Below are 24,904 nucleotides of genomic sequence, written 5' to 3'. Positions count from 1 at the left end.
TCAGTGCAAAACTCGGTCATGCGAGAGATGGGGCGGGCGATGACGGGTGAGACCGGAACGGTCGGTGACTCGACGAGGCAGTGCGTCAGTGCGTCAGCGCGTCAGCGCGTCAGTGCGTCCAAGGCGGTTTCGGCGATGGCCGTCAGGGCCGCGCGATCGGCACCGCCCTGCGCGGCGATCCGCATGCCGCCGATGATGGCGTTCAGGAAGCGGGCCAGATCGTCGGGGTCCTGCCGGGAGGTGATGTCGCCGCCGCTCTGCCCTGTACGGATGACGCCGCTGAGGGCGGCCAGCCGCACCGCGAGGTCGCGTGCGAGCATCTCGGCGGCCTCGGGGTCACGCCCGGCCAGCTCCACCGTCGTATTGACGGTCAGGCAACCGATGCTGTGCCCGTCCTCGCGGCACTCGAACTCGGAGTCGATGACGCGCGTGAACAAGGCGCGGATGCGCTCCGTCGGGAGGCGCGCCGTGTCTTCCAGGATCTCGACCTGGATCGCCGTCATGGAGTTCATGTAGCGGGCCAGGGTCCGCTGGAACAGTTCGTGCTTGCTGCTGAAGGTGTTGTAGATGCTGCTGCGGCCCAGGCCGGTGGCTTCGCACAGATCCTGGGTCGAGGTGGCCTCGTAGCCCTTCGCCCAGAAGGCGTGCATCGCCGCGTCCAGGGCCCGCTCCTCGTCGAAGGTTCTCGGTCGGGCCATGGGGGAACCGTACCGGTTTTGGAACGTTCAGTGCAATACCGATACCCGTACGCCGAGCGAGGGTTGCTCGACGAGGGTTACCCCTTAAGGCGCTCTACTGGTAACTTCGATCAGCAGGGCGAGAAGCCGGAGCGGATTCCCAACAGCGGGAGGTCACAGTGGCATGGCACTTGGCGGAGAAGTTCGAGACGCCGGACGGTTACGTGAAATGGGCATCGTTCGGGCAGGGCGACCCGGTGGTCCTCCTGCATGGTTCGCCGTTCTCGTCGTACATCTGGCGCGAGATCGCACCCGCGCTGGCCCGTACGCGCCAGGTCTATGTCTGGGACCTGCTCGGCTTCGGGCAGTCGGAGCAGCGGGAGGGGCAGGACGTCGGTCTGGCGGCGCAGGGAAGGATCTTCGCCCGCCTGCTCGCGCACTGGGGGCTGTCCCGCCCCAGTGTCGTCGCGCACGATGTGGGCGGGGCGGTGGCTTTGCGGGCGCTGCTTCTCGAGGGCTCGGAGTACGGGGACCTCACGCTGGTGGACGCGGTCGGCGGCGGTCAGTGGGGGACGGGTTACTTCAAGCTCATCCGTGAGAACGCGCGCGTCTTCGAGCAACTCCCCGACTACGCCCACGAAGCGCTGGTGGCAAGCCACCTCCGTCACGCCACGCACACCGGCTACAGGCCGGGCGTGCTGAGCTCGTACGTCGACCCGTGGCGCGGCCCGCAAGGCCAGGCGGCCTTCTATCGTCAGTACCGCCAGTTCGAACAGTCCCAGACGGACGAGCTCGAGCCCCTCCTCGGTGGGGTTGCCGTGCCGACCCGCGTCATCTGGGGCCGCGAAGACCGCCTGCTGCCGGCGGAGTTCGCCGAGTACCTGCGGTCGCGGATCCCGCACGCCACCCTGACCTGGGTGGAAGGCGCGGGCCACACCATCCAGGAGGACGCACCGGCCCGGCTGCTTTCCCACTTGGCGGCGGGCTTCCACGCCGCGAGCCTCTGAGCACTCCACCGCAGACGCCGTTACGCCCACTCACGCGGACGCCTCTACGCCCACTCCGCCGAGAACGACGTCACGCCCTCACGCGCACTCCACCGCGAACACTGTCACGCCTCACGCCCACTCCACCGCGAACGCCCGTGCCGGGTTCTCCCGCAGCATCCGCCCCACGACCTCCTCTCCCACGGCGAGTTCGAGCCGTGGGCGCACCCTGCGCAGCAGATAGGGCAGGCCGGGGCCGCCGTTCACCGCGCGGGCCTTGGCCGTGGTCGTGTCGCCGCCGAGGAGCAACTGGTCCGCGAAACCTGCCTCGGTCAGAGCCTGTACGGCATCCGGCATGCGCCAGTCGGTGGCGTGGTTGGCACGGGAGGGGCCGTCGAAGGCGAGGTATGCGCCGGCTTCGGCCGCCTGGTGATGGATCGCGAGGTCGGGGGAGCGGTTGAGGTGCCCGAGGACCAGGCGATCCGGCGGGACGTTCAACTCGCCGCACAGCAAGTCGATTACGTCCAGTGCGCCTGTGCCGAGCTCCAGGTGCACGGTGATGGGCGCCCCCGTCGCGTGGTGGGCCTCGGCCGCCGCTTCCATCGTCCAGCGGGCGTGCGCGTCCAGACCGTGGAACCCGCCCGCGACCTTGATCAACCCGGCCCGCACGCCGGTGTCTGCGATGCCCTCGGTGATCTCCCGGACGAAGAGGTCCGCGAGTCCGTCGGTGCGCAGGCGTTCGAGCAACTCCGTTGCGTAGTGGGCCGCTTGGTGGAGCCCCGTCGCCGCGACGATTCCTACGCCCGACGCCCGGGACAGCCCGGGCAGGTCGCCGGCGCGGCGCCCCATCCCGTGCGGCGTCCACTGGATCAGGCTCTCGCCCTCCACCTCTCGGAAGGCCGCGAGCTCCTGGGCCGCCGAAGCGGGCGAGTCCAGCTCCTGGCCCGGGAGTTGAGGGCTCGTAAGGAAGAGATGGTCGTGGGCGTCGCAGGTGCCGAGGTCTGCCGGGTCGACGTCCCCGAGTACTGTCCGGACTGTCAGGGCTGAGTGCGCCGCGTGACCCCTCCGAACCGGGCTCACCACTGCTGACCCCTGGGAAGTGCGTGCCGCTCCGGCGCGGACAGGTGCAGCACCTGGAAAACATCCCCCTGGCCTTTGGGCGACGCGTGGTCCCAGACGGAGAATTGCACTGCCTCCCACGTTCGCGGGTCGATGGCCGCGGCTGCGAAGATCAACCCGCCCTCGCGCCCGAACATCTCTATCTCCTCCACGAGTTCGGTGGCCAGCTCCCCGACACGGGCGTCCGCGGGAACACGCACACGACGCCGTATCGCCGCCTTCGCTGTCGGGACGGCATCAGAGCCGGGCCCCTCCGTGAACGCCAAGCCCGTCCAGTGCTGAACCTCCGGTCGCCCGAAGTCGTCCACGATGCCCTGGAACCCGGGGCCCCAGAGGAAGGAGTTCATGCCCTCGGGGGTGTTCCAGAGGTAGAACGGTGCGTACTGGTTGACGGGGGAGCCGTCGACGCCGCGTTCGCGGATCAGGTACGCCTTGGCGCCGAGGCCCGGGTAGTTGTCCAGCAAATGGCCCTTGGTGGCGACCCTGTCGCGGATGACGGCCATGTCATAGTCGGCGGGAAGTGTGATCTCGTACTGCATCGCGTGCATGGTGGTCCGCTCCTCGGGCTCAGGCCGCCGGGTACTCGTCCGCGCCCACATGGGCGTCCCAGTGCGTGGTCGTGCCGTCTGTCGCCGCTTCGACAACTGCCAGGTGTGTCATGAAGGTTCGGGGCGCGGCGCCGTGCCAGTGCCATTCGCCCGGCTCGATCCAGACGGTGTCACCGGCGCGGATCGTCTCCGCCTCGCCTCCCTTGCGCTGCACCAGACCCTCACCCTCCAGGACGTGCAGAACCTGGCCGTGCGGATGGCGGTGCCAGGCAGTGTGCGCTCCGGGGGCGAAGTGGACGTTGAACATCCGTAGCCGTGAGGGGGACGGCGGCGCCGCGATCTCGTCCAGCCATACGGTGCCGGTGAAGTTCTCGGCGGGCCCCGCCTGACTGTCCGGGCGGTTGCGAGTGATGTGCACTGCTCTTCAAATCCTCTACGGAGAAGGGGTGGTGGCAGCGAACAGGAGGGCGAGGAGGCCGCGCACGCCGGTGTCGAAGGCCGCGGCCGACCCCGAGGCGCGGGCCAGCACATAGCCGCCCTGAACCGTCGCGACGACCGTCGCCGCGATCGCCGGCGCGTCGAGCGTGGCCGCGAACTCGCCCCGCTCCTTGCCCTCTTCGAGAATCCCGGCGACGCGGTCGCGCAGCCAGTCGAGTGTCTCGGTGACGGGCGCGCGCAGTTCGTCGCTCGCGATGACGTCCGGGTCCATCGTCAGCCGTCCGACCGGACAGCCGCGCAGCACGTCGCGCTCGCGCAGCAGATATGCCTCGACGCGCTCGTACGCCGATCCTGTGCCGCCGAGCGCGCCCTCGGCCGCGGCGCGCATCTCGTCCGCCGTGCGCCTGATCGCGGCGAGCGCCAGGTCGGGCTTGCCGGCGAAGTGGTGGTACATGCTGCCCTGCCCGGCGCCCGCGTGCTGCTGGATCGCCTTGGGGCTCGTGCCGACGTAACCGCGCTCCCACAACAACTCGCGAGTGGACTCGATCAGACGCTCCGGGGTGCTCATGGAACTCACTGTACATACTAGTAGGTACAGAACGCCAGAGGCGCAGAGTCCCGCCCCCCCAGAGGTGCAGAGCCCCCCCAGAGGTACAAAGCCCCGCCCCCACGTACTCCCACCGTGGTACGCGCAGAGCCGCTGGCCGTACGACGACTCGGACCCCCTCGGCGCGCGAGTCTCGAGATATCGCACGAGACCCCGCGACCCGGCACCAGAGACACGCTCCCGAGGAGATGGACACCATGAACACCCTGGCTCACTTCGACGGCGGGCCCGGCCCGTGGATCCTGTTCTTCCCGCTCATCTGGGCGGCCGTCGTCATCGGCGGCATCACCCTCCTGCGCCGCACCGTCTGGAGGGGCCGCCGCGCACCGTGGCAACGGGACGGCGCAGAGCGGAACGTACGCGTCGACGAGAACTCGCCCATCGCCGTGCTCGGTCGCCGCTTCGCCTCCGGCGAGATCGACGAGGACGAGTACTGGCGGCGCCTTTCCGTCCTGAACGAGGAGTTCGGACGCACCTCCAAGGGCGGTGCGGCATGACCACCGCGACCGGGCACCGCAGCGGCACTGCCACCGTCGATGCCGCCCGCGTCACCGCTGCCGTAAAGATCTACGGCAGCGGCGACACCGCCGTACGGGCCCTGGACGGGGTGAGCGTCGGCTTTCCCGCCGGACGCTTCACCGCGATCATGGGCCCGTCGGGCTCGGGCAAGTCCACCCTGATGCACTGTGCCGCGGGCCTCGACACCCTCACCTCGGGGAGCGCCCACATCGGCGACACCGAACTCGGCGCGCTCGACGACCGCCGCCTCACGCTGCTGCGCCGCGACCGGATCGGCTTCGTCTTCCAGGCCTTCAACCTGGTGCCGACGCTGACCGTCGCCGAGAACATCTCGCTCCCGATGGACCTCGCGGGCAAGCGTGGTGACGCAGCGTCAACCGACTGGATGGATGCGCTCATCGACGTGGTGGGGCTGCGCGACCGGCTCCACCACCGGCCCGCCGAACTCTCCGGCGGACAGCAGCAACGCGTCGCAGTGGCGCGGGCGTTCGCGGGCCGACCCGATGTCGTCTTCGCCGACGAGCCGACCGGCAACCTCGACTCGCGCTCCGGGGACGAGGTCCTGCGCCTGCTCGGCCGCGCCGTACGGCAGATGGGCCGCACCGTCGTCATGGTCACGCACGACCCGGTGGCCGCCGCCCACGCCGACGAGGTCGTCTTCCTGGCCGACGGCCGCCTCGTGGACCGGATGGCGGATCCGACCGCCGACAAGGTCCTCGACCGACTCAAGGCCTTCGATGCCAAGGGGGCACCACCGTCATGAGTTCCACCTCTGCCATGACTTCCACCTCTGCCATGACTTCCACCTCTGCCATGAGTTCCCTCCGCTCGTCCGCACGCATCAGCTTCTCCTCGCTGCGCGGCCACAAGCGGCGTTTCGCCGGTACGTTCCTCGCGGTCATGCTCGGTGTCGCCTTCCTGGCGGGCACGCTCGTCATGGGAGACACCCTGCGCGGCAGCTTCGACACGATGTTCGGCAACGCGACGAGCGGCACCGACGCCGTCGTCCGCAGTGCCGACACCCTCACCACACCCGACGACACCCAGGGCACCCGGCAGCCCGTCAGGACCTCGCTCGTCGAGAGGATCGAGCAGACCGACGGCGTCGCCGCCGCCGCGCCCAGCATCCAGGGCGCGGGCCAACTCCTCGGCAAGGACCGCAAGCCCATCGGCGGCGAAGGCCCGCCCACCCTCGCCGGCAACTGGATCGACGACAGAGAGCTGAACGCCTATCAACTGGCCGACGGCCGCGCCCCCGCCAAGCCCGGCGAGGTCGTCGTCAACCGTGGCGCCGCCGAATCCGGCGACCTGAAGATCGGCGACACGACCACGCTGCGCACACCGGACCCCGTCCAGGTGACGATCGTGGGCCTCGCGACCTTCGGCGGCGAGGACGGCATGGCGCAGACCACCTTCACCGGCATGACGCAGGCCGACGCCGAGAAGCACCTGACGCCGAAGGCCGGTGAGGCCGCTTCCATCCAGGTGCGGGCCGGGCCCGGCGTGACGCAGCAGGAACTCGTCGACGCGCTGGATCCCGTACTGCCCAAGGGAGTTGAGGCCATCACCGGCGAGGCGTCGGCGGCGGAGAACACCGAGAACATCTCCGGCCAGTTCCTGACGCTCTTCACCACCTTCCTGCTGGTCTTCTCCGGGATCGCCCTGCTCGTCGCCACCTTCAGCATCCACAACACCTTCGCGATCGTCGTCGCCCAGCGCACCCGTGAGAACGCACTCCTGCGCGCGCTCGGTGCCTCACGCCGCCAGGTCACCGCGGCCACCCTGGTCGAGGCGAGCGTGGTCGCCGTGGTCGCGTCCGTCGCGGGTCTGGCGGGCGGCATCGGGATCGCGGCCGGGCTCCAGGCGCTCTTCCCCGCCATCGGATTCCCCTTTCCCGAGGGCGACTTGGTGATCAGCGGCCTGTCGATGCTGCTGCCGCTCGCCGTCGGCATCGTGGTCTGTCTGGGCTCCGCCCTGCTGCCCGCCGTACGAGCCGGGCGCACCGCGCCCCTTGCCGCGCTGCGCGAGACCGCGGTCGACCACTCCGGGGCCTCGCGGACGCGCGCCGTCGCGGGTGCGCTCATCGCGCTCGCCGCCGTCGGGCTCTCGCTGACCGGTGTCCTCGTCGGCCCGTCCGTGTGGCTGGCAGGGACCGGGGCGGTCCTCGCGCTCGTCGCGTTCGTGGTGCTCGGCCCTGTGGCCGCCTCGCGAGCGGTACGTGTTCTCGGCGGGCCCCTGGACCGGCTGCGCGGCGTCACGGGCGGACTCGCCCGGCGCAACGCCCTGCGCAGCCCCAAGCGGACCGCCGCCACCGCCAGCGCCCTGATGATCGGCGTCGCCGTCGTCTCGCTCTTCACGGTCTTCGGCGCCTCCCTGAAGGCGACCATGGACCAGACGGTGAACCGCTCCTTCGCGGGCGACCTCGCCATCAGCACCCCCGGCTTCGGCGCCGGCGGCAGCGGACTCAGCCCCAAACTGGCCCCCGCGCTCGCCGAGCGGCCGGAGGTCGCCACCGCGGTCGGCCTCGGGAAGGGCGCCGCGGAGGTCGACGGGGAAGGGCGCGCCCTGACGGTCACCGACCCGGGTCCCTTCGCCAGGTCCTTCGACCTCGGCAAGGTCGACGGGTCCCTGGAGGGCCTTGGCACCAACGGCATCGCGATCACCCGTGCGGAGGCCGAGAAGCAGGACCTGAAGGTCGGCTCCACGACCGAGCTCGCCTTCGCCGACGGCAAGAAGACCACCTTCACCGTCCGGGCGCTGTACGGCCGGTCCGAGCTCGCGGGGGACTACGTCATCACCCGCGAGGCCTGGGCGCCGCACCGCATGCAGGACGCCGACAGCCTCGTCTCCGTCAGCTTCAAGGACGGCGTGAGCGCGGCCGACGGCAAGGCAGCGGTCTCCGAGGTGGCTCAGGAGTACGGCAATCCGGGTGTGCAGACCCGAGGTGAGTACGCACAGTCCGCGGCGGGCGGCATCGACATGATGCTCACGCTGGTCTACGCCCTGCTCGCGCTCGCGGTCCTGATCGCCCTGCTGGGCATCGCCAACACGCTGACCCTGGCGATCCACGAACGGACCCGTGAACTCGGCCTGCTGCGTGCCGTCGGGCAGACCAGGGCGCAGCTGCGGGCCATGGTCCGCTGGGAGTCGGTGCTCGTCGCCGCCTTCGGCACGGCCGGCGGCCTGGTGCTCGGCGGCTTCCTCGGCTGGGTGCTCGTCAAGGCCTCGGACGGCGCGACGAGCAGTGCCTTCGCGTTCGCGGTGCCGCCCGTGCAGCTGGCGGTGGTCGTCCTGGTGGGCCTGACGGCGGGAGCCCTCGCGGGTCTGCGTCCGGCGCGGCGGGCCGCACGCCTGGACGTGCTGCGTGCCATCGCCACCGAGTGACGTAGGACGCCCGCCGCGCGGAGCCTGTCACCGCCCGGTCAGCCGACAACGGCCGACCGGGCGGGAGCATGTCCGGGCGCGTGCCCGTCGGCGAGAGACCGCGGTCCGACGCCCAGGTCCGCGAAGGGGCCCGGGGTGGCCGCGCCGTACGCCGGGAATCCGGACGGCACCGCCGCGGCGGTCGTGGGGGCCGGGAGGGTGAACCAGACGACCTTGCCCGTGTCACCGTCGGGGCGCACCCCCCAGCTCTCGCTGACGGCGGCGACCATGGCGAGGCCGCGGCCGCAGGTCGCGAACGCCTCGGCGTCGTTGACCTCGGGCAGGCGGGGATCGTGGTCGTGCACGGAGACCGTGAGGCGGTCGAGCAGCAGCTCGATCTCCACGGTGCACGCCTTGTCCGGCTGTGCGTGCCGGTGCACGTTGGTCAGGAGCTCGGTCACACCGAGCGCGGCCTGGTCTATCAACGGATCGAGATGCCAGTAGCGCAACTGCGCCGATACGATTCTGCGTACCTGGCCGATCCGCGACGGCAGGGCCTGAAGCTCTACCGTGCAATACCTGCTTGGCTGGCTGATCACGGCTGCGACTCCCCGAATTGCGGTCCGGAAGAAGACGACGATCGGATCCAGCAGCGGCCGCGGGGTCTGCCGGCTGCTGTTCGCGGCCGGCGGGCTGGTTCGCAGCGTCATCGCCGGTGAACCCAGAGTGATGTGTGACCAGAGTGACCCAGGGGGTGCGGGCGTGCAACTCGCACCGCCCCGGGCCGGGTGCGCGACGGCTTCTCAGGCGCGTGCCCGGCGACCGCCGGCCCTGCGTACCGCGTCGATGAACCTGCGCACCGTGGGAGGCCCCGATTTGCCGGGTGCCGGATCGTGGTCGGCGAGGGTGAGCTGATAGCGCGTGCCGTTCAGTTCGGCAAGGGCGCGGTCGTCGGCGGCGAACCACGGCTTGCCGGCCCGCACCGCCTGCACCGGCGCGCTGTCGATCTCCCTGCCGTAACTGGTCAGCAGCTCGAACCTGCCGTCGGTGATACGGATTTGGCCCGCCCGGGTGAGGGAGCGCAGCCGTCGCCCGATCCGCACGCCTGTGGCCGTGAACTCCGGCTCCGCCATGACGTTCCGCCCCCTTGGGTTTCGCTGTGTCGTGCCGTACGGGAACGCCTTCCCGTACGGCGCAGTCTGCACGCATGGCAAGGCGAGCACCAGTACGTATGAAGACGTGGTCACCGGTGGTGCACGTTCCCTCCCCAGTGTGCCGCGCCGCCGTGCCCAACGGGTGCACCAGCTGTGCCTTTGAGGTGCTCAAAGGTGTGTTTATGCAGGTGAGAAGCGTGTGGAAGGTGCTTATGATCGAGGTGTCCTGCCCGCTCCGAGCGCGGCCAGGTTGACGCCAAGGAGCTGCCCGGTGAGCACCCCACAGCAGGATCGAGCCGACGAGCCGATGACCACGCTCGACGTGGACCGCAGTGACGCGGAGTACCGCTCCTGGCTCAAAGAAGCCGTACGCAAAGTGCAGGCCGATGCCAACCGTTCCGCCGACACGCACCTGTTGCGCTTCCCGCTGCCGGAACATTGGGGCATCGACCTGTATCTCAAGGACGAGTCGACCCACCCGACCGGCAGCCTCAAGCACCGCCTCGCCCGCTCGCTCTTTCTCTATGGCCTCTGCAACGGCTGGATCCGGCCAGGGCGGCCGGTCATCGAGGCCTCCAGTGGCTCGACGGCCGTCTCCGAGGCGTACTTCGCGAAGCTGATCGGGGTGCCGTTCATCGCGGTGATGCCGCGCACGACGAGCGCCGAGAAGTGCCGCCTCATCGAATTCCACGGTGGACAATGCCACTTCGTGGACGACTCACGCATGATGTACGCGGAGTCGGCCGCCCTCGCCGTCGAGACCGGCGGGCACTACATGGACCAGTTCACCTACGCGGAACGGGCGACGGACTGGCGGGGCAACAACAACATCGCCGAGTCGATCTACCAGCAGATGAGGCTGGAGCGCTACCCGGAGCCCGCGTGGATCGTCGCCACGGCAGGAACGGGCGGCACGTCGGCGACCATCGCCCGCTACGTCCACTACATGCAGCACGACACCCGGCTCTGTGTCGCCGACCCCGAGAACTCGTGCTTCTTCGACGGCTGGACCAACCACGACCCGGACGCCACCAGCGACTGCGGCTCCCGAATCGAGGGCATCGGCAGGCCGCGCATGGAGCCGAGCTTCGTGCCCGGCGCGATCGACCGCATGATGAAGGTGCCGGACGCGGCGAGCGTCGCCGCCGTGCGCGCCCTGGAGCAGGCGATCGGCCGCAAGGCGGGCGGCTCGACCGGCACCGGTCTGTGGAGCTCCTTGAAGATCGTCGCCGAGATGGTGGCCGAGGGCCGCACGGGCAGCGTCGTCACGCTCATCTGCGACCCGGGCGACCGCTATCTGGACAAGTACTACTCGGACGCGTGGCTCGCCGAGCAGGGGCTGGACATCGCGCCGTACGCGGCCGCGATCAAGTCGCTGCTCGCTACCGGTACGTGGACCTAGACGGCCCCAACTCCGCTGTGGGACTCAGGCGTTGGCAGCGGTGAGGCGCCGGTCCAAGGCGGTGACGGCGTCGCGGAAGGCGCGGCCCATGCCCGGCCTGCCGAGCTTGAGGGCGAGGCGGAACGGCGCGACGCCGTCCGCGGCGAACGTCCACTGCACGCGGGTGCCGGTCCCGGCCGGGGTGAGCCGCCACTCCTCCACCAGAGCCCGCAGACCCGGGGCGTTCGTCTCGTCGACGCGGTAGGCGTACCGCTGGGAGGCCTCGGCCGCGACGATCGTCTCCCAGAAGCGCGTGCCGCCTTTGAGCCGTACCGCGCGGCCCTTGCCGCCGTCCGCGCAGTCGATGGGTTGGCACAGCGTGACAGCCGTGAACCACTGCGGCCAGGCGGTCATGTCATCGGCGAGCGCGCGGTACACCGTCTCCGGGGAGGCGCTCACCTCGCGTGCGAAGACCAGCCGCAGCGGAGCGGTTTCGACGAACTCGAGCCCCACGGGCCTCAGTCGGCGTGCCATCGAACTCAGCCCCCAAGCGGAATCGGGTCGTTGACCGGGCACCGACACCATAGCTGGCGGGTCGTCAGATGTCTGCGGTGCTCCCGGCGTTCCCCGCCTGCCCGGCGCTCTCGCCCCGCCCAGCGGCCCCCGGCTCCTCGCGCTCGCCCGTGACCACCAGGCGCCTCAGATGCTCGGAGATCTCCACCCGCGCCTGAGTGGGCAGCCCCGCATCCGTCACCAGCGTGTCGACCTGCTCCAGGGTGGCGAACGAACTCAGGCCCACCGTGCCCCACTTGGTGTGGTCGGCGACCACGATGACCCGCCGCGCCGACTGCACCAGACGCCGGTTGGTCTCCGCCTCCGCGAGATTCGGTGTGGACAGACCGGCTTCCGCCGATATGCCGTGCACACCGAGGAAGAGCACGTCGAAGTGCAACGCTCCGATCGCCTGGTCGGCGACCGGGCCGACCAGCGAGTCCGACGGCGTGCGCACCCCGCCCGTGAGGACGACGGTGGCCGCGCCCTGACGCTGTCCCGCCGTGCGCTGCGCGGAGTGGAAGACATCCGCGACCCGCACCGAGTTCGTCACCACCGTCAGGTCCGGCACGTCCAGAAGGTGGTGGGCGAGCGCGTACGTCGTCGTGCCGCCCGAGAGCGCGATCGCCGTACCCGGCGCCACCAGGGAGGCCGCGGTGCGCGCGATGTCCTCCTTGGCGTTCAGCTCCAGGCCCGACTTGGCCTCGAAGCCCGGCTCGTGCGTGCTCGCCTCGACCACCGGCACGGCGCCGCCGTGCACCTTCTCCAGGACGCCCTGACGGGCGAGAGCGTCGAGATCGCGACGGATCGTCATGTCCGACACGCTCAGCTTGCGGGTCAGTTCGTTGACCCGGACCCCGCCCCTGCGGCGGACCTCGTCGAGGATCAAGGCGCGGCGCTGCTCCGCGAGGAGGTTCTGATTCTCACTCACGTCCGTCCCGGCCCTTCTGCCTCGTCACATCCGCCACCCCTGTCCATGGCGCTGCCTCATCCTCGCACGGGCCACCGACAGGCGGGCCACCGCCCGATTCCGTGTGCTCACCCGGAACGGGGAGATTACGTGACGGGAGGTGTGGACAGGGCCGGGAGCGGAGATCCTTGTTGCCTGACCACGCGCACGTTCGGGGGAACACGCGCACATCGGGGGTAGCGAACAGTGGCAGCAGAGCACAGAGAAGAGACGGCTCTCGAACTCCTCGTCCATGGAGTGGGGGGCACCACGCCGGAGGAGATGCTGGGCGATCCGCGGACCGTGCGGATCTCCGGTGACGAGACGGCGGCCGTGTTCCGCCGCACCGAGGACGCCGACGCGGAGAAGCGACCGGACGACTACCGCGGCAAGCCGGTCCCGGAGGCGTACGTCTGGTGCAACCTCACCTCGGGGAACGGCTCGCGGGCCCTGTGGCTCCTGCTCCTTCCGTTCATGGTGGTCAACCTCGCGCACTGGATGCGCCCCACCTCCCGGCGCCTGCGCAAGACGGTCCGGGTGTACGGCCTCCTGGTGCGGCTGACCGGACTCACCCTGACCGTCCTGCTCGTCGCCGCCGCCTGCGAGGTCGCCATCGACCTCACGGCATGGCAGTGCGCCGGCACTCCCGCGTGCTCCGCCGACCGTTCCTGGCTCGGCTTCCTCGCGACCGACGCCTCCGGAGACGGCGGCTGGTGGAGCCAGCCGGGACGCCGCCTCGCGTTCGCCGCCCTGCTGCCCGCCGCCCTCACCGGGCTGCTCTGGTACCTCTCCCACCGCACCTGGAGCGCGTACGAGTCGCAGACCCCGCTGCCCCACCAGGCCGATCCGGAGGAGGAGGCCGGGCGCACCGCGCTCGGCAAGCCCGGCTTCTGGTACGGGCGCCGCCTCGTGGCCCGTCTGCGCGCCGCGCACACGGCCGCCGGTTTTCTCACGGTGGCCGCCGCGGTCGGCACATCGGCCGCGCGGCACGACCGGCGTGCGGGAGGGCCCGTGTTGCTCGACGTCCTCGGCTGGATCCTGGACGTGACGCTCGTCCTGGGAGCGGGCGTCGTCGTCCTGGTGGTCTGGCGCAGGGGGCGCAGCGAGAACAAGATCGACCGGCACCTCGACGAGAAGCTGATCCACAGGCTCCCCCTGGTCGCGCTCACGCTGCTCGTCCTGACTCTCCTGTACGCCGGATGGTCACGCCCCGACTGGACCTCCGAGGGCAGGCTGCCGGGCAACGCGACCTTCGGGGCCATCGCCCTTGGCCAAGGCCTGCTCGTCATCGCCCTGGCGGTGGTCGCCCGCCTCCTCTACCGCACGGCACCCGACCCACGCACCGCCCTGCGCGGCTTCGCGGGCCCCGCCGTCGCGATGCTGGCCTGCGCGCTCGGCGGAGTGATGTCCGGAGGCGGCGCCCAGCGCGTCGCCGACTGGCTCGACGGCGGGGGCGAGCCCGGCTCCGGCGGCACCATCGACGGCCCGCCCGTGCTCCTGACCTGGCAGGCGTCCGTCATCCCGCCGCTCCTCGTGGTCCTTGCCGCGCTCTGCGGCTGGCTCGGCGTCCGCACCTGGCAGCGGGCACGCCGCGACCGCGCGACCATCCCGCTCGAATACCCGGGCGAGCCGAAGGACACGGCCCGCAGCCGCCGCATCGCGGGCACACGCGCACGTGCCGCCCTCACCGACCGCGCCCCGCTCCTGGTCGGCATCACTTCGGCGGTGACGCTGCTGCTCGGCGCGGGGGCGCTCGCCGGCGCCTGGATCAGCGGGGAAGTCCCCAGCGAGGCCGCCCAGGGGCTGCCCCTCTTCTTCGAAGGGGCCGCCGAGACCTCGCAGGCGCTCGGCTCCTGGCTGATCGGCTTCGGCTTCATACTGTTCGTGACGTGGGGCCGCCGCGCCTACCGCGACGCCTCCGCACGGCGCACCATCGGCATCCTGTGGGACGTCGGCACCTTCTGGCCGCGCGCCGCCCACCCCTTCGCCCCGCCCTGCTACGCCGAGCGTGCCGTCCCCGACCTCACCTGGCGCATGCACACCTGGACCCGCGCGACGCGTGCCACGGGCGGCAGGCTCGTCATCTCCGGGCACTCGCAGGGCAGCGTCCTGGCCGCCGCTGCCGCCTGGCAGCTGTGGCCGTCCGTCCGCAAGCGCGTCGCCCTCCTCACGTACGGCTCACCTCTGGAGCGGCTCTACGGACGGTGGTTCCCGGCCCACTTCGGCCCGGCCGCCCTCAGCTCCCTGCACCGCGAGGTCGACTGCTGGCGCAACCTCCACCGCACCACCGACCCCATCGGCGGGCCCGTCCGCGTCCTGCCCGACGGCGAAGGACCGCAGGTCGACCGCGACGCCCTCAAGGACCCCCTGGTCTACGGCCGCACGGAGGAACATCCGCTGCCCGCACCGATCCTGGGCCACGGCGACTACCAGGCAGATCCCGCCTTCGCCGAGGAACGCGCCAGGCTGCTCGCCCGGCTCAAGCCCGCCGTGCCCGCGCCGCGCCCGCAGACCGCCGACGGAGCTTCAGGGCCCGCCGCGACGGTCACGGCAGCTCCGGCAGATCCTCCGGATACAGCAGAGTGAGATCGTCCGTGCTCGGCTCCTCGAACTGCGCGACCCGACCCGCGTGCCGCTCCACCATCGCCTCGAACGTCTGGCGCGCGGTGCGGCCGTTGCCGAACCCCGGGCCCTTCGGAAGCACCGTGAAGTACTTAAGGAGGGCCTCGCCCGTCCCCCTGTCCAGGCGGTACTCGTGCTCGTCGGCCTGCTGCTCGACGATCCGCAGCAGCTCCTCGGGGGAGTAGTCACCGAAGGTGATGGTCCGTGAGAAGCGGGACGCCACACCGGGGTTGACCGACAGGAAGCGCTTCATCTCCGCCGTGTAGCCCGCGACGATCACCACCACTGCCTCGCGGTGGTCCTCCATCAGCTTCACCAGCGTGTCGATGGCCTCGCGGCCGAAGTCACGCCCGGAGTCCTCGGGCGAGAGGGCGTACGCCTCGTCGATGAACAGCACGCCGCCGCGGGCCCGGTCGAACGCCTCCTGCGTGCGGATCGCCGTCGACCCGATGTGCTCGCCCACCAGGTCGACCCGCGACACCTCGACCAGATGCCCGCTCTCCAGGACACCGAGCGACGCGAGGATCTCGCCGTAGAGGCGTGCCACGGTCGTCTTGCCGGTACCGGGAGAGCCCGTGAACACCAGATGGCGGCGCACGGACGCGGCCTTGAGCCCCGCGAGCTGCCTGCGCCGCCCCACCTCGATCATGTCCGTGAGGGCGCGCACCTCGCGCTTGACGCTCTCCAGACCGACCAGGGTGTCGAGTTCACCGAGCACGTCCTTCGAGGAACGGGACGGCGGCTCGGGGGCCGCGGTCTTCGCGGGCGCCTGGTCCGCGCCCTGGCCGGGGATCGCGCCGAGCAACCCCACGGTCTGCGTGGCCGTCTGCGGGGCCGCCTCCCGCGCCGTGGTGGCCGCCGTCCGTGCTCCGCCGCTCTCGTCGCTGGTGCAGTCCTCGACCAGTGGGCCGTCCTCGGCGAACTCGAAGCCGCCGCGCGCGCACCGCTCCGTACGGCACTTCTTCAGCGTCGTACGGCAGCCGTCGATGACGTGGAAGCCGTAGCCACCGCTGTCGTTCACGCGGCAGCCGTGCAGGCTGCCACGGCCGCCCGCGGAGACGTAGAAACCCGCCTCCGCGGGTGAAGTGACCGTGCAGCGCTCGATGGTGGGGTCGGCGCCCTTGGTGACGATGACGCCCGTCTGGACGCCGTCGACCGTGCAGTTGGCCAGGTTGCCGCCGCTGCCGTGGTCGCGGAACCACGCGCCGGTGGCGGCATCGCGGATGCGGCAGTCGTCCAGCTGCGCCGTCGCGCCGTCACTCACGGACACCGCCGTGTTGCGCACCTGCGAGAGATCGCTGTCGACGACGTCGGCGCGCGAGCCGCGGTCGAGGACGAACAGCGCGTCCGGCACGTCGTGCACCCGGCAGGACTCCAGGACGACCGTCGCGCCGTCACTGACCCACACCGCGGGATAGTCGCCCGTGCTGTCGTGGATCTCGCACTGGTTGGCGTCCACACGCGTGCCCGGGTCCCAGACCGACAGGCCGTTGCGCCCGAACTGCCGCACGGTGGAACGCGTCAGGGTCAGGACCGAACGGGAACGCAGATCGATCGCGTTCTCCGGGATGTCGTGGATGCGGCAGTCGGCGAGCGTGAGGACGGCGTCCGTGTCGAGCGTGACGCCGTCGGACGTCGTGCGGTGCACGTCGCAGTCCGTCAGGTGCGCCGCGGCCCGGCCGGTGATCTGCACGCCCGAGCCCTTGACCTCGTACACCTCGCAGCCGATCGCCTCGAGCCCCGAGTGCTCACCGGTCACCGAGAGCCCCGCGCCGGACGCGTGATGCACCCGGCAGCGTTCGAGACGGGGATGCGCGCCGCCGCGCACCGCGACGCCCGACTGCCCGGCCGAGACGACCTCGCACTCCTCGAAGACACCGCCCCCTCCGTCGAGCACGGCGATGCCGATGCCGCCGGGATTGTCGACCGTGCAGCGCCGCACGGTCGGGCGGGCCCCGCCGCGCACTTCGATGCCGGCCGCGGACCGCGTCACCACGCGTACGTCGACGAGTTCGGGCGCCCCGTCCTCGACGAGCAGCGCGGGCGCGGCCGAGTCCTGTCCCTCCACGTGCAGGTCCTGCACCACGGCGGACGACCGGACGGTGAGCGGCACGCCGTCCGACGGCGCGATGCGGACGGAGCCGGGGGAGCCCTCGGGGCCGCGCAGCGTCACCGCCCGTTGGACGACGAGGTTCTCGCGGTACGTGCCGGGGGCGATGGTGAGGACGTCACCGTCGCTCGCGGCCTCCAAGGCGGCAGCGAGCGATACGTACTCACCCGTGCGGCGCCGCCACCGCGAGGTGCCGGTGTGCGTCACCTGGACCGTGCCCTGTGCCATGGAGTTGCTCTGCCCCCACCTTGTCGTACGCGGGACCTCACGACCTCGCGCAAGGCGCCGAAGAGTTCGGCCGGTCCACCGTAGCGCGCGCGGCGAGGGCGAGTTGACCCGATCGCCAGGCTCTCACCTGGTCATCGCCGGTCTCTCACCGGCCTCGGGAGCAGGCTTCGGCGCCTCGACCGGTGCTTCATGAGCCGGTGCCGGTGCGTCCCCAGTCCGGCCCCGCCTTGTCCCAGGCCTGGTCCCAGCGGTCGTAGCGCCGCAGGACGATCCGCCAGACGACCAGTCGCCTGGCCCCTTCGACGAGTCCGGCGACCGCCACGGCGGCGCCTATTCCGGCCAGTGCCGCATGCGTGCTAGCGGTCGCGTCGTCCAGCGGGCGGCCCACCACCTGGCCGCGCTCGTCCGTCCAGAGCCGGAAGCGGTCGCCCGGGTCGGGGGAGCGGAGGGAGGCGAACACCGTGCCGGAGTGCGCGGTGCCGTCCGGAGCGGTCCATTCGGCGAGCACACGGCTGTGCCTGTCGCGCGCCGACGACGTCTCGGGGTCGGGGTCGATCGGGGGTCCCGACACCTTCTTGACCACCGTGCCGATGACTTCGTGCCGCACCTCGTGCTGTTCGCGCACCGACTGCTGCAGCGTGTCCCGTGAGGCACCGCCGATCGCGAGGCCGGCCAGCGGCGCGGCGGCGGCGATGAGCAGCACGGCCGCACAGGCCACCCAGGCTTCGACGAGGTCGGTCCTGCGGCGCAGCGGATTGTGCCGCCAACGCCAGAGTCCCACGAGTGCTCGCACGGTCCTGCACCCCCTTCCGCCTTCCGCGTCCGTCATAACCGCGTACGGCACGGATCACGCGTCGACGGGGAGAAGAGAGAGGCACATCACCCTTCTCATCCTCGCTCAACGTCCGTGCCGTGGCTTCGAGTTCCCGGGCTGCGGACCTTCAATCGAGGACGGTGAACGGGTCGCCGATCCGGACCGATCCGGTCGTTTCCGGCACCAGATTCTGGCCGAAGACCAGCTGGTCCCCGAAGCGGCGGTGCTTGGCGAGCGTGCGCAGCGGCTCCTTGCCCCGCTCCGCGCTGCGCTGGTCGGTGGTGGTCACCACGCAGCGCCCGCACTTCTTGACCACGCGGAAGGTGACATCGCCGATCGCGACGCGCGACCAGTCGTCCTCGGCCCAGGGCGCCGTCCCGTCCACGACCACATTCGGCCGGAAACGGTTCATGGGGAGCGGCCCCTCGTCGGAGTGATCGCCCTGCGCGATGAGCGAGTTCAAAGCGTCGAGGGAGGAAAGCGTGGTCAGGAGCAGGGGATAACCGTCGGCGAAGGAGACGGTCTCGCCTTCGAGGGAGTACGCGGGATCGATGGGGCGCCGGGTGGCGGGGTCGTCGAGGTGGACGAGCCGGACGTCGGTGTCCAGATAGGCGCTGAACCACGCGTGCGCCGCCGCGTCGGCGGGCACCGCCTCGACCTTGTCCTTCCAGATCTCCACCGTGAGGGTCTCGCCGGAGGGCGGCACGGCGACCGTCAGCGGCTCAAGGCCGGGCGCGGACAAGCGTATGCCGCCGCCGGGCAGGAGCTCGGCGGCGGCCAACGCCAGCCTCGGATGCGGCCGTTGCGTGATGAGTCGCCCCGCGCTGTCGACCAGCATCCACCGTCGGTCACCCGCGAGCCCCCAGGGCTCGACGACGGCCTCACGCGGAGCGTGTCCCCCGACCGCCTTGAGCGGGTAGTAGTGGATCGAGTGCAGCGCTGGATTCGGCATGCCGCCATCCTGCCAGCAGCCACTGACAGGAACGCATGCGGGCGAATCAGTAGCCGCGGTAGGGGCGGTTGTACGGGTCCTCGTACGTCGCCGGGGCGGGGCGGGGCGCCGCGGGGCGCATGGCCTCGTAGCCCGTACCGGCCGGGGGGCGCTGTTGTTGCTGCTGCTGGGGGCCCGGGTAGCCGCGCGGAGCCGATGGCTGCTGCGGGATGTACGGCGCGGGCGCCTGCTGCAGCGGTGCGGGCTGCTGCGCGTAGCCGTACGAGGGGTTGTGGTGGGACGGGGCCGCGGGCAGCGCGGGCAGCGCCGACTGCAGCGCGGGCAGGTGACTGCCCGTGTCGTACGCGGAGGGGACCCGGATCGGGGCGATCTGAGGAGTACCCCGCTCGGCGACAAGGGAGTCGTAGATCGGAGTGTCCGGGAAGGACGGCGCGGAGTAGTAACCGCCGCCATAGGTGGAGCGGGGGGAGGTCATGACACATAAGTTAAGCCCTTGATGTGCTGGTTGGGGAGACCGATAAGAGGGTTGTTTTACGTGCCGGTAGTGACCTGGAGTCCCCAATGCGAGCGAACTTAGGAAAAATCGGTCGCGCGGCGGCGTAGGAATCCTGTAAAAGCCAAGCTCCGTACGGGTTACCGGCAGTCGACGCACGGTTGACGGGAAGGCCGTGCGACGGGGTGTCGTCGATGGACATGGGCCTCTCAGGGGTCCGGGTAATAGGTTGGTCAGGAACGGGACGGCGGTCCGGCCGGAAGTGGCGGCTTGCGATGCGAACTTGTGATGCGAACTTGTGATGGGGGCGGACATGACAATGCCTAAAGGATCGAATGTTCCCGTGCCGGCACCTGCCGTGCGGGTCGAATTGGGGTGGGCTTCAGGAGCCGGGGTGCCGGACGCCGACGCGTCGGCCCTGCTGCTCGCCACGTCCGGGAAGGTCCGCTCGGACGACGACTTCGTCTTCTACAACCAGGCGGTCCACTCCTCCGGAGCGGTGCGCCACGAGGGCAAGAAGGCCGAGGGCGGCCGGGTGACCGACGCGCTCGTGGTGGACCTCGCGCGCGTGGAGCCCGCCGTCGAGACCGTGGTGCTCGCCGCCTCGACGGACGGCGGCACCTTCGGGCAGGTCCCCGGCCTCTCCATCCGGGTGGTCGACGCGGCGAGCGGCGCGGAGATCGCGCGTTACGACAGCGAGGACGCGACCGTGGAGACGGCGTTCGTCCTCGGCGAGCTCTACCGCCGCCAGGGCGCGTGGAAGTTCCGCGCCGTCGGGCAGGGGTACGGCAGCGGACTGCAGGGGCTGGCCACCGACTACGGCATCTCGGTGGACGAACCGCAGCAGGCGCCGGCGCCCGCCCCCGCCGCGGTACAGCCTCCCCCGGCTCCCGCGACCCCGGTTCAGGCCCCGCCGCCGCCACCCCAGGCGCCCGCCGCCGCTCCCGCGGGCCAGCCCGTGCGCCTCACCAAGGTCACGCTCACCAAGGACGCGCCGTCCGTCTCGCTCACCAAGCAGGGCGGCACATCCGGAGCGATGCGCGTGAACCTCAACTGGGAGGTGCGCAAGCAGTTCAAGGGCTGGGCCAGCAAGCTCGGCCGTGCCGTGGCGATGCACGCGGACCTCGACCTCGACCTGTGCGCCCTGTACGAACTCGCCGACGGCCGCAAGGGCGTCGTCCAGGCGCTCGGCAACGCCTTCGGATCCCTCGACCAGCCCCCGTACCTGCTGCTCGACGGCGACGACCGCACCGGAGCCGTGTCCAGCGGCGAGAACCTCACGGTCAATCTCGACCACATCAAGGACTTCAAGCGCATCGTCATCTTCGTGACGATCTACGAAGGAGCGCGCAGCTTCGCCGACCTGAACGCCACGGTCACCCTGCAGCCGCAGCACGGCGCCTCCATCGACTTCTCGCTGGACGAGTGCACGGTGCCGTCCACGGTGTGCGCGCTCGCGCTGATCACCAACAACAACGGCGACCTCTTCGTCCAGCGCGAGGCCCGCTACCTCGTGCCCGAGCGGGGCGTGAGCCCGCAGCGCACGATCGACTACGCGTACAACTGGGGCATGAACTGGACGCCCGGCAGGAAGTAGCCGCCTTCGAGGGGGCGCTCAGCGCTGTTCGGGAGCCGGGTCGGGGCGGGTGTACGTCCGCCCCTTCCACGCCGCTCCGCGCCCCCTGTAGTGCTGCACCGCCGAATCGACCGTCATGAGGAGATAGAGGAAAGCGGTGAACGGCAGCAGGGGAGCGAGCCAGAGAGTCTGCCGGTAGTAGCGCAGCATCGGGATGTACGTCGCCGTCATCACGCACCACGCGGCCCCGCCGAGCGCGGCGGGCACCGCGCGGCCGGTGAGCAGACCGCCGAGCAGCACGGCCGGGGGCGCCAGATAGATCAGGGCGAGCCCCAGGACCGTACCGAGCAGGATCAGGGGACTGTGGCGCAGTTGGGCGTAGGCGCTGCGCGAGACCATCCGCCAGAGGTCGCCGAGCCCGGGGTAGGGGCGCACGCTGTCCACGCGCTCCGCGAGGCCCAGCCAGATGCGGCCGCCCGAGCGCTTCACCGCCCTGGCGAGCGTCACGTCGTCGATCACCGCGTGCCGGATGGAGTCCGGGATTCCCGCGCGCTCGGCGGCGGCCGTGCTCACCAGGACGCAGCCACCGGCCGCCGCGGCCGTGCGCGAACCCCGTTCGGCGATCCAGCGGAACGGATACAGCTGCGCGAAGAAGTACACGAACGCCGGGACGACCAGCCTCTCCCACACGGTCGCGACACGCAGCCGCGCCATCTGCGAGACAAGTTCAAAGCCGGCCGTCTCCGCCGCCGCGACCAACTCCCGCAGACTGTCCGGCTCATGGGCGATGTCCGCGTCCGTGAGCAGCAGATACCGCGGCTCACGCGCGCGTGCCAGGGCGATTCCGTGGCGCACGGCCCACAGCTTGCCGGTCCAGCCCGGCGGCGGCTCACCCGGCGAACCGACGGTCAGCGGCAGGCCGCCGTGCCGGTCGGCAAGGGACCGGGCCAGTGTCCCGGTGCCGTCCGAACTCCCGTCGTCGACAAGGAAGATCTCGGCCTGCCCCGGATAGTCCTGCGCGAGGAGCGAGGGCAGGCTGTCCGGCAGCACGGCGGCCTCGTCACGAGCGGGGACGACGACGCAGACCGACGGCCAGACATCCGGGTCGCGGCGCGGCGGCAGACGCAGATCCGTGCGCCAGAAGAAGCCCTGCCCCAACAGCAGCCACAGCCAGGCGGCAAGCGATGCGGCGGCGGTCCACACAACGGCGCTCATCCGCCGCAGTCTGCCCCACACCACCGGGCGCCGCAGGCCCATCGACTATGGTGACCGGGTGAAGATCGCGCTCATTGACTCCGGTATCGGCCTGCTGCCCGCCGCGGTGGCGGTACGTCGGCTGCGGCCGGACGCCGATCTTGTCCTCTCGTCGGACCCCGACGGACTGCCCTGGGGGCCGCGCACCGCCGAGGACGTCACGGAGCGCTCGCTCGCCATCGCCGAGGCGGCCGCCGCGCACCGGCCCGACGCACTGATCGTGGCCTGCAACACCTCTTCGGTCTCCGCCCTGCCCGCCCTGCGCGCCCGGTTCGAGCCGGAGCTGCCGATCATCGGGACCGTACCGGCGATCAAGCCGGCCGCTGCGGGCGGCGGCCCCATCGCCATCTGGGCCACCCCCGCCACCACCGGAAGCCCCTACCAGCGCGGTCTGATCGAGGAGTTCGCCGGTGGCGTCGGCGTCACCGAGGTGCCCTGCCCCGGCCTCGCGGACGCCGTGCAGTCCGCCGACGAGGCGGCCATCGACCGGGCGGTCGCCGCTGCGGCTGCCCTCACTCCGCGTGATGTAAGGGCCGTGGTCCTGGGCTGCACCCATTACGAGCTGGTGGGGGAGCGCATCCGCGCCGCCCTCCAGCAGCCCGGACTCCCGCCTCTCGTCCTGCACGGCTCGGCCGGAGCGGTGGCCGCCCAGGCACTGCGCAGGGCCGGGCAGCTTCCCGGCACCGGCACGGAAAGCGCCGGCGCGGAAGGCGGCCTGACGGTGATCCTGAGCGGCCGCGCTGCCGAGCTGCCCCTCGCCGCCCACACGTACGCCGAAGGCAGGCTGCTCGCGGCGGCGGCTCCCGCCCGCTGAGGCCCCGCCCCGCCCCGCGTACAGAGCGGCCCCGCCCGTACAACCGGAGTGGTGACGCTCCGCGATGCCGTGCCTTCCCTCCGGAACGTCGGTACTCTCTTTCGCATGAGGGACCACACTCACGGTGAGCGGGGCAGCACAGAGGCCCTGCCGGAAGTCTGGACCGGAAGCGCGACCAACCGCGTGCAGTGGCTGCTGGCGCTCGCCGGCGCCCTGTGCCTGGCGCTGGGGATCGAGCTGGCCGTCGACAACATGTGGACGACCGGGATCGCGGCCCTCGCCATGTCGGTCGTGGGGTGCATCGCCGCCGGACTGCTGATCCTCTTCGGCACCCTCGCCTTCGTCCATGTCGCCGTGAAGGTCGACAAGGACTGCCTGGAAGTCCGCTGCGGGCACATGGGCGTGCCGCGCCGCCGCATCCTCCTCTCCCACGTGGTGAGGGCCGAGTTCGCGCAGGTCGTCTGCCCCAGACAGTGGGGCGGCTGGGGCTACCGCTCGCGGCCCGACATCGGCACGGCCGTCGTGGTCAGGCGCGGTGAGGGCCTCGTCCTCAGCCTGGGCGACGGCCGCAAGTTCACGGTCACCGTCGACGACGCCGAAGCGGCCGTCCGGTTCATCCGCCGCCGTCTGTCCACGGTGCGGAGCCCGGCGGCCTGACCTGCGCCTGTTCGTCGCCCAGCGGACGCGCGGTGGCGATACCCGCGAGATAGCCCGCGCCCGTCGTCACCGCCGTGAGGCTCAGCGCGTTGCCGACCGAGGCCACGGAGGCCAGCGCCGTCAGGGCCGCGCCCGCCGAGAGAACGACCTGGGTGGAGCGCGGTGAGCGGTACAGGGCATACAGAAGCCAGCAGAAGACCGCCGCGAGGAGTCCCACGCCCACCAGACCCTGCTCGGCAGCCTGCTGCAACAGCGCGGAATGGGGCTTGCCGTCGGCAAGGAGATGCTCGGCCACCGTGGGGCTCGCGTCGGCGAACCGGCCGGGGCCCACCCCGAGCGCCGGTTCCTGGCCCGAGAGCGCGAGCGCGTCCTGCCACAGCTGGACCCGGTGCCCGTCGAGCTGCCCCTCCAGAGACGCGCTCAGCCCCTCCGGAAGTACGTCGTCGGCGATCGCCCACGTCAGTGCGGTCACCACAGCCGTCGCCAGAGCGAGGCCCGCGAGACCGAACACCCTGCGCCGCATCAGCGCGGTCGCCAGCGAACACAGCAGGATCCCGGCACACGCCACCAGACCGGCCACCGAACCGAGCACCGCGGCGGCCACCATCACCCCCACGGCCAGGAGCCGCATCGCGAGCCGCGCCGAGGGACCGCGGGCCGCCCATGCCGCGGAGCAGGCCGCCCCCGAAGCCAGGATCAGAAGCGCGGCCGTGGCGCCGGTGTGGCCGAGCGGCGCCGCGCTGACGGGATCCGGCGAGAGCTGCGGGGCCGCCGCCGCGAGGCCCACCCCGACCAGCGCACCGGCGCAGGGCGCGGCGACCGGCAGCAGCGCACCGCAGATCCGCCCGCCCGCGTACCCCGCGGCCACGGCCAGCACCGCGAGGAGCACCCCCTCGGGACGGCCGCCGTGCACTCCCGCTGTGATCAAGGTCCAGGCCGCGCACACGCCGAGCAGCGCGCAGCCGGTCGCGTCGGACGCGCTGCGCCGCTCGTACGTTCCTGATGGCCCCGCCGTCGCGGCCGTCCCCGCTGTCCCCACCCCGTCGCCCCCCGACGTTTGACGGGCCCCGAACGCTGTGGCTCGATCCGGC

Annotated in this window: 24 protein-coding genes; 9 read left to right on the top strand and 15 right to left on the bottom strand. The window is 71.3% G+C overall.

What is annotated here, in order from left to right:
* Positions 1-101: 101 nt before the first annotated feature.
* Positions 102-698, bottom strand: a complete 597-nt coding sequence (locus tag ABXJ52_RS04255) for a TetR/AcrR family transcriptional regulator (RefSeq protein WP_367039283.1) — start codon at positions 696-698, stop codon at positions 102-104.
* Positions 699-856: 158 nt separating this feature from the next.
* On the opposite strand from ABXJ52_RS04255, the gene ABXJ52_RS04250 reads away from it, so the two are divergent.
* Positions 857-1,684, top strand: coding sequence for an alpha/beta hydrolase (locus tag ABXJ52_RS04250; RefSeq protein WP_367039281.1), 828 nt, complete (start codon positions 857-859; stop codon positions 1,682-1,684).
* Positions 1,685-1,795: 111 nt separating this feature from the next.
* Here the strand turns inward: ABXJ52_RS04250 and ABXJ52_RS04245 are convergent, their stop codons facing one another.
* The 4 genes from ABXJ52_RS04245 to ABXJ52_RS04230 are packed head-to-tail and all read right to left on the bottom strand — an operon-like array spanning position 1,796 to position 4,336.
* A complete protein-coding gene (locus ABXJ52_RS04245; protein ID WP_367039279.1) occupies positions 1,796-2,743 on the bottom strand; it encodes a phosphotriesterase in 948 nt (315 codons plus the stop codon).
* Positions 2,740-3,330: a DUF4865 family protein gene (locus ABXJ52_RS04240; protein WP_367039278.1), complete on the bottom strand. Its 591-nt coding sequence runs from the start codon at positions 3,328-3,330 to the stop codon at positions 2,740-2,742. The genes ABXJ52_RS04245 and ABXJ52_RS04240 overlap by 4 nt, the downstream gene beginning before the upstream one ends.
* 19 nt (positions 3,331-3,349) lie before the next feature.
* Complete coding sequence (locus ABXJ52_RS04235; RefSeq protein ID WP_367039276.1) at positions 3,350-3,748, bottom strand: cupin domain-containing protein; 399 nt, start codon at positions 3,746-3,748, stop codon at positions 3,350-3,352.
* Positions 3,749-3,763: 15 nt separating this feature from the next.
* The gene (locus ABXJ52_RS04230) at positions 3,764-4,336 is read right to left on the bottom strand and encodes a TetR/AcrR family transcriptional regulator (protein ID WP_367039274.1); all 573 of its coding nucleotides are present in this window, start codon (positions 4,334-4,336) and stop codon (positions 3,764-3,766) included.
* 236 nt (positions 4,337-4,572) lie between these two features.
* On the opposite strand from ABXJ52_RS04230, the gene ABXJ52_RS04225 reads away from it, so the two are divergent.
* Genes ABXJ52_RS04225 through ABXJ52_RS04215 form a run of 3 tightly spaced genes read left to right on the top strand, consistent with a single transcriptional unit; the run spans position 4,573 to position 8,278 of the window.
* Entirely contained in the window at positions 4,573-4,872 is a 300-nt protein-coding gene (locus ABXJ52_RS04225) for an SHOCT domain-containing protein (protein ID WP_367039272.1), read from the top strand.
* A complete protein-coding gene (locus tag ABXJ52_RS04220) occupies positions 4,869-5,657 on the top strand; it encodes an ABC transporter ATP-binding protein (protein WP_367039270.1) in 789 nt (262 codons plus the stop codon). Before ABXJ52_RS04225 ends, ABXJ52_RS04220 begins: the two co-directional genes overlap by 4 nt.
* A gap of 50 nt (positions 5,658-5,707) precedes the next feature.
* Positions 5,708-8,278: an FtsX-like permease family protein gene (locus ABXJ52_RS04215; protein ID WP_367039268.1), complete on the top strand. Its 2,571-nt coding sequence runs from the start codon at positions 5,708-5,710 to the stop codon at positions 8,276-8,278.
* Positions 8,279-8,316: 38 nt separating this feature from the next.
* Here the strand turns inward: ABXJ52_RS04215 and ABXJ52_RS04210 are convergent, their stop codons facing one another.
* Both ABXJ52_RS04210 and ABXJ52_RS04205 read right to left on the bottom strand, forming a co-directional pair.
* Positions 8,317-8,856: an ATP-binding protein gene (locus tag ABXJ52_RS04210; RefSeq protein WP_367039266.1), complete on the bottom strand. Its 540-nt coding sequence runs from the start codon at positions 8,854-8,856 to the stop codon at positions 8,317-8,319.
* A 204-nt stretch (positions 8,857-9,060) separates the two neighbouring features.
* Positions 9,061-9,390 (bottom strand): hypothetical protein, encoded by a 330-nt coding sequence (locus tag ABXJ52_RS04205; protein ID WP_367039264.1) that lies wholly within the window; start codon positions 9,388-9,390, stop codon positions 9,061-9,063.
* A gap of 328 nt (positions 9,391-9,718) precedes the next feature.
* On the opposite strand from ABXJ52_RS04205, the gene ABXJ52_RS04200 reads away from it, so the two are divergent.
* Positions 9,719-10,813, top strand: a complete 1,095-nt coding sequence (locus ABXJ52_RS04200; RefSeq protein ID WP_367048798.1) for a PLP-dependent cysteine synthase family protein — start codon at positions 9,719-9,721, stop codon at positions 10,811-10,813.
* A gap of 24 nt (positions 10,814-10,837) precedes the next feature.
* Here the strand turns inward: ABXJ52_RS04200 and ABXJ52_RS04195 are convergent, their stop codons facing one another.
* Both ABXJ52_RS04195 and ABXJ52_RS04190 read right to left on the bottom strand, forming a co-directional pair.
* Positions 10,838-11,326 carry an SRPBCC family protein gene (locus tag ABXJ52_RS04195; protein WP_367039262.1) on the bottom strand — a complete coding sequence of 163 codons (489 nt, stop codon included), beginning with the start codon at positions 11,324-11,326 and terminating at the stop codon, positions 10,838-10,840.
* A gap of 64 nt (positions 11,327-11,390) precedes the next feature.
* Positions 11,391-12,275 carry a DeoR/GlpR family DNA-binding transcription regulator gene (locus ABXJ52_RS04190; protein ID WP_367039261.1) on the bottom strand — a complete coding sequence of 295 codons (885 nt, stop codon included), beginning with the start codon at positions 12,273-12,275 and terminating at the stop codon, positions 11,391-11,393.
* Between the two features lie 300 nt (positions 12,276-12,575).
* Between ABXJ52_RS04190 and ABXJ52_RS04185 the strand changes: the two genes are divergently transcribed.
* Positions 12,576-14,879: a hypothetical protein gene (locus ABXJ52_RS04185; RefSeq protein ID WP_367048797.1), complete on the top strand. Its 2,304-nt coding sequence runs from the start codon at positions 12,576-12,578 to the stop codon at positions 14,877-14,879.
* On the opposite strand, the gene ABXJ52_RS04180 is transcribed toward ABXJ52_RS04185, so the two are convergent.
* From ABXJ52_RS04180 to ABXJ52_RS04165, 4 genes are all read right to left on the bottom strand, one after another.
* Positions 14,839-17,253: a right-handed parallel beta-helix repeat-containing protein gene (locus ABXJ52_RS04180; protein WP_367039259.1), complete on the bottom strand. Its 2,415-nt coding sequence runs from the start codon at positions 17,251-17,253 to the stop codon at positions 14,839-14,841. The two genes, ABXJ52_RS04185 and ABXJ52_RS04180, sit on opposite strands and share 41 nt — an antisense overlap.
* Before the next feature lie 187 nt (positions 17,254-17,440).
* Positions 17,441-18,046 (bottom strand): hypothetical protein, encoded by a 606-nt coding sequence (locus ABXJ52_RS04175; protein ID WP_367039258.1) that lies wholly within the window; start codon positions 18,044-18,046, stop codon positions 17,441-17,443.
* Between the two features lie 148 nt (positions 18,047-18,194).
* A complete protein-coding gene (locus ABXJ52_RS04170; RefSeq protein WP_367039257.1) occupies positions 18,195-19,019 on the bottom strand; it encodes an MOSC N-terminal beta barrel domain-containing protein in 825 nt (274 codons plus the stop codon).
* Positions 19,020-19,065: 46 nt separating this feature from the next.
* Positions 19,066-19,494: a DUF6643 family protein gene (locus tag ABXJ52_RS04165; protein WP_367039255.1), complete on the bottom strand. Its 429-nt coding sequence runs from the start codon at positions 19,492-19,494 to the stop codon at positions 19,066-19,068.
* 319 nt (positions 19,495-19,813) lie between these two features.
* Between ABXJ52_RS04165 and ABXJ52_RS04160 the strand changes: the two genes are divergently transcribed.
* On the top strand, positions 19,814-21,109 hold the full coding sequence (locus ABXJ52_RS04160) for a TerD family protein (protein WP_367039254.1): 1,296 nt from the start codon (positions 19,814-19,816) through the stop codon (positions 21,107-21,109).
* 18 nt (positions 21,110-21,127) lie between these two features.
* Here ABXJ52_RS04160 and ABXJ52_RS04155 read toward each other — a convergent pair whose 3' ends face one another.
* Entirely contained in the window at positions 21,128-22,303 is a 1,176-nt protein-coding gene (locus ABXJ52_RS04155) for a glycosyltransferase (protein ID WP_367039253.1), read from the bottom strand.
* Positions 22,304-22,361: 58 nt separating this feature from the next.
* Between ABXJ52_RS04155 and ABXJ52_RS04150 the strand changes: the two genes are divergently transcribed.
* Together ABXJ52_RS04150 and ABXJ52_RS04145 are read left to right on the top strand one after the other, a co-directional pair.
* On the top strand, positions 22,362-23,156 hold the full coding sequence (locus ABXJ52_RS04150; RefSeq protein ID WP_367039251.1) for an aspartate/glutamate racemase family protein: 795 nt from the start codon (positions 22,362-22,364) through the stop codon (positions 23,154-23,156).
* Positions 23,157-23,261: 105 nt separating this feature from the next.
* Positions 23,262-23,813 (top strand): hypothetical protein, encoded by a 552-nt coding sequence (locus ABXJ52_RS04145; RefSeq protein ID WP_367039250.1) that lies wholly within the window; start codon positions 23,262-23,264, stop codon positions 23,811-23,813.
* Here ABXJ52_RS04145 and ABXJ52_RS04140 read toward each other — a convergent pair.
* On the bottom strand, positions 23,770-24,852 hold the full coding sequence (locus ABXJ52_RS04140; protein WP_367039249.1) for an O-antigen ligase family protein: 1,083 nt from the start codon (positions 24,850-24,852) through the stop codon (positions 23,770-23,772). The genes ABXJ52_RS04145 and ABXJ52_RS04140 overlap by 44 nt on opposite strands.
* Positions 24,853-24,904 lie beyond the last annotated feature (52 nt).

Source organism: Streptomyces sp. Je 1-332, from assembly GCF_040730185.1.
GTDB lineage: Bacteria > Actinomycetota > Actinomycetes > Streptomycetales > Streptomycetaceae > Streptomyces.
This window is presented reverse-complemented; position numbering and strand designations above follow the sequence as displayed.

Coding starts and splice junctions, on each gene's coding strand:
- ABXJ52_RS04195 (WP_367039262.1), bottom strand. CDS start 11,326: ATGGCACGCCGACTGAGGCCCGTGGGGCTCGAGTTCGTCGAAACCGCT.
- ABXJ52_RS04205 (WP_367039264.1), bottom strand. CDS start 9,390: ATGGCGGAGCCGGAGTTCACGGCCACAGGCGTGCGGATCGGGCGACGG.
- ABXJ52_RS04230 (WP_367039274.1), bottom strand. CDS start 4,336: ATGAGCACCCCGGAGCGTCTGATCGAGTCCACTCGCGAGTTGTTGTGG.
- ABXJ52_RS04225 (WP_367039272.1), top strand. CDS start 4,573: ATGAACACCCTGGCTCACTTCGACGGCGGGCCCGGCCCGTGGATCCTG.
- ABXJ52_RS04215 (WP_367039268.1), top strand. CDS start 5,708: ATGAGTTCCCTCCGCTCGTCCGCACGCATCAGCTTCTCCTCGCTGCGC.
- ABXJ52_RS04255 (WP_367039283.1), bottom strand. CDS start 698: ATGGCCCGACCGAGAACCTTCGACGAGGAGCGGGCCCTGGACGCGGCG.
- ABXJ52_RS04145 (WP_367039250.1), top strand. CDS start 23,262: ATGAGGGACCACACTCACGGTGAGCGGGGCAGCACAGAGGCCCTGCCG.
- ABXJ52_RS04240 (WP_367039278.1), bottom strand. CDS start 3,330: ATGCACGCGATGCAGTACGAGATCACACTTCCCGCCGACTATGACATG.
- ABXJ52_RS04165 (WP_367039255.1), bottom strand. CDS start 19,494: ATGACCTCCCCCCGCTCCACCTATGGCGGCGGTTACTACTCCGCGCCG.
- ABXJ52_RS04180 (WP_367039259.1), bottom strand. CDS start 17,253: ATGGCACAGGGCACGGTCCAGGTGACGCACACCGGCACCTCGCGGTGG.
- ABXJ52_RS04200 (WP_367048798.1), top strand. CDS start 9,719: ATGACCACGCTCGACGTGGACCGCAGTGACGCGGAGTACCGCTCCTGG.
- ABXJ52_RS04220 (WP_367039270.1), top strand. CDS start 4,869: ATGACCACCGCGACCGGGCACCGCAGCGGCACTGCCACCGTCGATGCC.
- ABXJ52_RS04155 (WP_367039253.1), bottom strand. CDS start 22,303: ATGAGCGCCGTTGTGTGGACCGCCGCCGCATCGCTTGCCGCCTGGCTG.
- ABXJ52_RS04185 (WP_367048797.1), top strand. CDS start 12,576: ATGCTGGGCGATCCGCGGACCGTGCGGATCTCCGGTGACGAGACGGCG.
- ABXJ52_RS04160 (WP_367039254.1), top strand. CDS start 19,814: ATGGGGGCGGACATGACAATGCCTAAAGGATCGAATGTTCCCGTGCCG.
- ABXJ52_RS04170 (WP_367039257.1), bottom strand. CDS start 19,019: ATGCCGAATCCAGCGCTGCACTCGATCCACTACTACCCGCTCAAGGCG.